This window comes from Collinsella aerofaciens, assembly GCF_040910245.1.
In the GTDB taxonomy this organism is placed as follows: domain Bacteria; phylum Actinomycetota; class Coriobacteriia; order Coriobacteriales; family Coriobacteriaceae; genus Collinsella.
In genome coordinates, this window is the sequence record NZ_JBDGAY010000046.1 from 1 (window position 1) to 1,997 (window position 1,997).

At 38.7% G+C, this 1,997-nt stretch carries 2 protein-coding genes; one reads left to right on the plus strand and one right to left on the minus strand.

Features of this window, described 5'->3' with window-relative positions; translation table 11 throughout:
• Nucleotides 1-98 precede the first annotated feature (98 nt).
• Nucleotides 99-1,130, minus strand: a complete 1,032-nt coding sequence (locus tag AB5Z20_RS09800) for a replication initiation protein (RefSeq protein ID WP_368157172.1) — start codon at nt 1,128-1,130, stop codon at nt 99-101.
• Nucleotides 1,131-1,793: 663 nt separating this feature from the next.
• Between AB5Z20_RS09800 and AB5Z20_RS09805 the strand changes: the two genes are divergently transcribed.
• Nucleotides 1,794-1,997, plus strand: a 204-nt coding sequence (locus AB5Z20_RS09805; RefSeq protein WP_368157174.1) for a type II toxin-antitoxin system YoeB family toxin, incomplete at its 3' end; no start/stop codon positions are given.

A 1,997-nucleotide genomic window follows, 5' to 3' on the forward strand; every position in this document is an offset into this window, starting at 1 on the left:
AAGCTATTGCTATCATGCTTAAAATAACATAATAAAACTTTTTCATAATGGTATAATTTAAAGTTAATATCCACAAATATAGCACTTCCTTTTGAAAATCAAGCACTATACTCCTTTATTTTCCCCTTTAGTGCATTGATAATCCAACCTTTTGGATTATTCTTTTCTCGTGATTTTCCGTTTAGGATAGCCAGTTCTCTTATAAGGTCAGTAATATTTTCTTGTGCAGTTATAAATGTTTCCTTGTTCCGGTTTATTTCTTCTGAAGTGAAACCGCAGGAATATCGGAGGTATTCATACACATGGCTATCTATTTGGTGACGTGCCGTTACTTTTGCTTGAAGTTCTTTTACTTCCAGTTCTTCATCCCTGAATTGAGGTTGATATACAGGGTAAAATCTAAATCCAGTTACTTTACTACGTTTGTTGTTAGGGTTTTCACGCACTTTTACGTAGTTGAATGTGTATGGGCAGCTTTCATCAAGCGCAGCCTTTGCTGGTTTCAAAACTCTTTCCTCAAAATGATCTATTCTGTCTTTTCCGTTCTTGTCCTTGTATTTGTCCGCAGGTATGCCAAGACGGTCTTTCAAGTTTTCAAGGGATATATCCAAAGGGTACACCTGCCCACTCATTAACATGTAAAACCTAAGGGAATACCCAGTAGGTAGCGCAAGAGCCTTGTTTAACTCAAATTCTCTGTACCCCTTGGCGAACTTGGTAAACACATCCCAAAGGTCGTTAGACACACGAAAGGTTATAATGCCAGTGCGTTTTTTATATTTTGGGTTAGATATAAATCCGCACTTCCACCATTCCTCGTCATCTTCGTAAGTAAAAAAACGTCCTGCCAAAGAATCGAGTGCGGCTATGATTTCATTGTAATCACGTCCGGAAAAAATAACGTCAGATACATGCATTTGTGCATCAACATCCCAAAGTCCATGCTCAAACTTGCGTTTCGTGCCTGCATAATCTTTCAGTTTTACTCCCTTTAGTTCAGCTTGGCACGCTTCCAGTATGCGAAGAACTATTCTTTGTTCGTGTATGGACATGTCTTGCTGTTTTGACCATGTATATACCCATGAAACAACAACATCTTTATTCTTGGTAATAGGTAGTTTCTTTTTCATAAACGATTGATTTGCTGCAAATATACACAATCCCCACATTAAAACAAAAAAAGAGGGGTAAAACTCCCAAAGTGTGGGGACTAATTTACTTTTAAACTCCCAAAGTGTGGGGACTAAACTCCCAAAGTGTGGGGAAACACATGTTCTAATCCCTTTATTTATGGGCGTTTGCGAAGAAGTGATAGAGCATATTACAGACGATGCTTATAACAGACAAGGGGAATTTAGAGGGAAAAAGGCTGAAAATCAACTCGAAAAGAGGGGAAAAAGCAAAGCAACACCAACCAACGGGCGGTAGGCTTGAATATGGCTTTTAATGGCGTGTACACAAATAGGTACACAAATAGTTTGGAGGTTGAACTTTTATAGCTATATTTGCGGTGTAAATCAAATATATAAATATTATGCAGATAATTACAACGCGTGAATTTCGTGCCAATCAGAAGAAATATTTTGAACTGGCTGAAAAAGAGACAATCTTTGTTTCCCGTCGTAATGCCGCCCCCATAGTCGTATATGCGGCTACGGAAGAGGATTTCCCCTCAAGGGAAGAATTGGAGGCTATTCAGAGGGGTATTGAGGATATTAAGCAGGGACGAACTTTTAAAATGCGGAAGGATGAATCATTAGATGATTTTTTGAACCGTATAGAGGATGAGTGCAATGTATGAGATAGAATTTTCAAAAGAAGCTGCAAAACATGTACTGTTGCTAAGAAAGTCCTCTCCGCAACTCTTCAAAAAGTTAGAGAGGCTATTGGATGAGCTGAAAGAACATCCATACACCGGGACTGGACACCCCGAACAGTTGAAGTATTTGCAGGGTGTATGGTCAAGGCAACTTGATAAGAAAAACCGTATTAGATAT